This window comes from Embleya sp. NPDC059213 (assembly GCF_042754445.1).
In the GTDB taxonomy this organism is placed as follows: domain Bacteria; phylum Actinomycetota; class Actinomycetes; order Streptomycetales; family Streptomycetaceae; genus Embleya.
On sequence record NZ_JBHZAV010000378.1, the window covers coordinates 1 to 2,929 of the forward strand.

The window sequence follows — 2,929 nt, forward strand, 5'->3', positions numbered from 1 at the left end:
CCCTTTTTTAATCCCCCGGCCCCCCCCGTTATAAACACTGCGTTTGTGGTGGGCCGCGTCTTTTGTTTATACGAGACCCCACCCGCGGCGCCCGGTGGCGGTGTGGGCCCCGCCCGCGGGGGGGGCCCGCACACGTCGTCAGTAGGGTGCCTCCCATGTTTGCCGTGACCGCCGTGAGCATCGACGCCCAGGACCCGCTGACCGGCCTTCGGCTCGGGGAACGCCCCGAACCGGGGCAGGACGGCGGGCTGCCACCCGGGTGGACGACCGTGACCGTCAAGGCCGCGTCGCTCAACCACCACGACCTGTGGACCCTCAAGGGTGTGGGCATCACCTCGGAGCGGCTGCCGATGATCCTGGGCTGCGACGCGGCCGGGATCGACGAGGACGGCAACGAGGTCGTCGTGCACTCGGTGATCGGCGGCCTGGGCACCGACGAGCCCCGGTCGATCCTGACCGAGCGCTACGACGGCACCTTCGCGGAGAAGGTCGCGGTACCGCGCTGGAACCTGCTGCCCAAGCCCGCCGAGTTGTCCTTCGAGCAAGCCTGCTGCCTGCCCACCGCGTGGCTGACCGCGTACCGGATGTTGTTCACCAACTCGGGCGTGCGGCCCGGCGGCACGGTGCTCGTGCAGGGAGCCGGCGGCGGGGTGTCCACCGCGCTGGTGGTGCTCGGCAAGGCGGCCGGCTACCGGATCTGGGTGACCAGCCGGGACGAGGCCAAGCGGGCCCGCGCGCTCGAACTCGGCGCCGACGCGGCCTTCGCGTCCGGAGCCCGGCTGCCCGAGCGGGTCGACGCGGTGATGGAGACGGTCGGCGCGGCCACCTGGTCGCACTCGGTCAAGAGCCTTCGGCCCGGCGGCACGCTGGTGATCTCCGGTGCCACCTCGGGCGACCGGCCGCAGGCCGCCGAACTCACCAGGATCTTCTTCCACGAACTGCGCGTGGTCGGCTCCACGATGGGCGACAAGGACGAACTCGCGGGTCTGCTGCGGTTGTGCGCGCACGGCGGGGTGCGGCCGGTGATCGACACCGTGTTGCCGCTGACCGAGGCGCGCGAGGGGTTCCGTCGGTTGGCCGAGGGCGATCTGTTCGGCAAGATCGTCCTCACCGCTTGATCGACACACGCCGGTCCGGGCTTGCCCGGGTCGTCTGGGAAGGACCGCCGGATGCCGTTGTCCCGTCGCCGCCTGCTCGCCCTCGGGGCCGGTACGGGGGTGGTCGCGGCTTCCGGTGGCCTGCTCGCCGCGTGTTCCGGCAACGAGCTGCGCACGGGCGGCACGCTCGTGGTGGGCCTGCCGCGATTGCCCGAGGTGCTCAACCCCGTGCACTCGACGGCCGAGTCGGCGCGGTGGATCGCCGACCCCGTGGTCGAGGCGCTGTACACCTACCGGGACGACACCACGATCGGGCCGGTGTTGGCCGGGGCGGATCCGCTGATCGCGCCGGACGGGTTGAGCTGGACCATCCGGCTGCGCGCGGGGGTGCGCTTTCACGGCGGCGATCCGTTCACCGCCGAGCACGTGGTGGACTGCCTGCGCCGGGTCGGCGATCCGGCGACGGCCGGGGACTGGGCGCCGTGGCTGGCGGGTCGGTTCGGCGTGATCCAGGCACTGGACGCGCAGACGGTACGGATCGAGCTGCCCAGGCCGTTCGGGGCGTTGCGGGCCTTCCTGGCCTGCCTGCCGATTCCGCATCGGGCGACGCTGGGTGATCCTCGGGCGTTGGTGGGTACCGGGCCGTTCCGGCTCGTGAGTGCGGCCGGGGGAGTGGTCTCGCTGCGCCGGGATCCCGAGCATCACGGCAAGGCCGCGCCGCTGGAGGGCATCGATTTCCGGGTCTCGGCCGACGGGGTGGCCGATCTGAAGGCGGATCGTGTCCGGGTGTACCCGCGGCCGACGCCGGAGCAGGTGCGGCGGTTGCGCAAGGGCGACGGCACGTACGTGCAGGCCGCGAGCGGGCCGGCGGACCTGGTGGTGTTGCCGAATCTGCGCCGGCCGCCGTTCGACAACGTCGCGGTGCGGCGGGCGTTGGCCTTCGGGATGGACCGGACCCGGGTGTCGCAGGAGGTCTACCGGGGGGACGCGGTGATCGGGCAGGGGCCGCTGGGGCCGGGCAACGAGGGGTGGGACCCGGAGTACACCCCCTACGGTCGCGGGGTTTCGCCGACCGCGTCCCCCAAGCCGAGTCCGAGTGCGACCGCGGGGCCGACGGTGGAGCCGGAGCGGGTCACCGCGATGTTCGGCGAGGCGCCGGTGGCGGGGTCGCCGGGGGTGCGGTTCACGCTGCTTGCGGTGGTCGGGGACGCTGCGGAAGTGCCGGATGTGGCGCGGGTGTTGGCCGAGGGGTGGAACCGGGTCGGGTTCACCGTGGTGGTCGAGAAGGTGGACTCGGCGACGTGGGCTGCGCGGCGGCGGACCGGGGACTTCGATGTGGCGCTCGTGGATCTGCGGGGGTCGGGGTATGCGGTCGGGCGGACGGGCTTTGCGGTGTTGTCGGCGGCGGTGTCGACGAGTGTGGACAGCACGGGGTACGTGAATCCGGAGCTGGACCGGTTGGTCGAGCAGGCTCGGGGGATGGCGGATACGGCTCGGCGGGCGACACTCACGCGGGTCGCGGGGGAGATCGTGGCTCGCGATGCGGTGGTGTTGCCGCCGGTGTATCCGATGGGCGTGGTGGGGCGGAGTGGGCGGGTCGAGTCGGTGTCGGTTCGGCAGCTTGCGGTTGGTCGCGTGGCGTTGGCGAAGCTGCACCTTCGGGGTTAGGGGTTTTGGCCTCAGGTGCCGGCCGGGCTGATCTGGCCTCATGCGCCGGCCGGGCTGGTTCGCCTCAAGCGCCGGCGGGGCTGGGTGGCCTCAAACGCCGGCCGGGCTGGTTCGCCTCAAGCGCCGGCGGGGCTGGGTGGCCTCAAACGCCGGCCGGGCTGGTT

The 2,929-nt window shown here is 72.5% G+C and carries 2 protein-coding genes; both read left to right on the forward strand.

The features are described from left to right. The first annotated feature begins 155 nt into the window (after window positions 1-155). Complete coding sequence (locus ACFXMF_RS47345) at window positions 156-1,118, forward strand: zinc-binding dehydrogenase (protein ID WP_379992793.1); 963 nt, start codon at window positions 156-158, stop codon at window positions 1,116-1,118. A 51-nt stretch (window positions 1,119-1,169) separates the two neighbouring features. Continuing rightward, window positions 1,170-2,765: an ABC transporter substrate-binding protein gene (locus ACFXMF_RS47350; protein WP_379992794.1), complete on the forward strand. Its 1,596-nt coding sequence runs from the start codon at window positions 1,170-1,172 to the stop codon at window positions 2,763-2,765. Window positions 2,766-2,929 lie beyond the last annotated feature (164 nt).

What these genes read in the sequence shown, in the direction of transcription:
- ACFXMF_RS47350 (WP_379992794.1), top strand. Translation starts at nt 1,170, where the DNA reads ATGCCGTTGTCCCGTCGCCGCCTGCTCGCCCTCGGGGCCGGTACGGGG.
- ACFXMF_RS47345 (WP_379992793.1), top strand. Translation starts at nt 156, where the DNA reads ATGTTTGCCGTGACCGCCGTGAGCATCGACGCCCAGGACCCGCTGACC.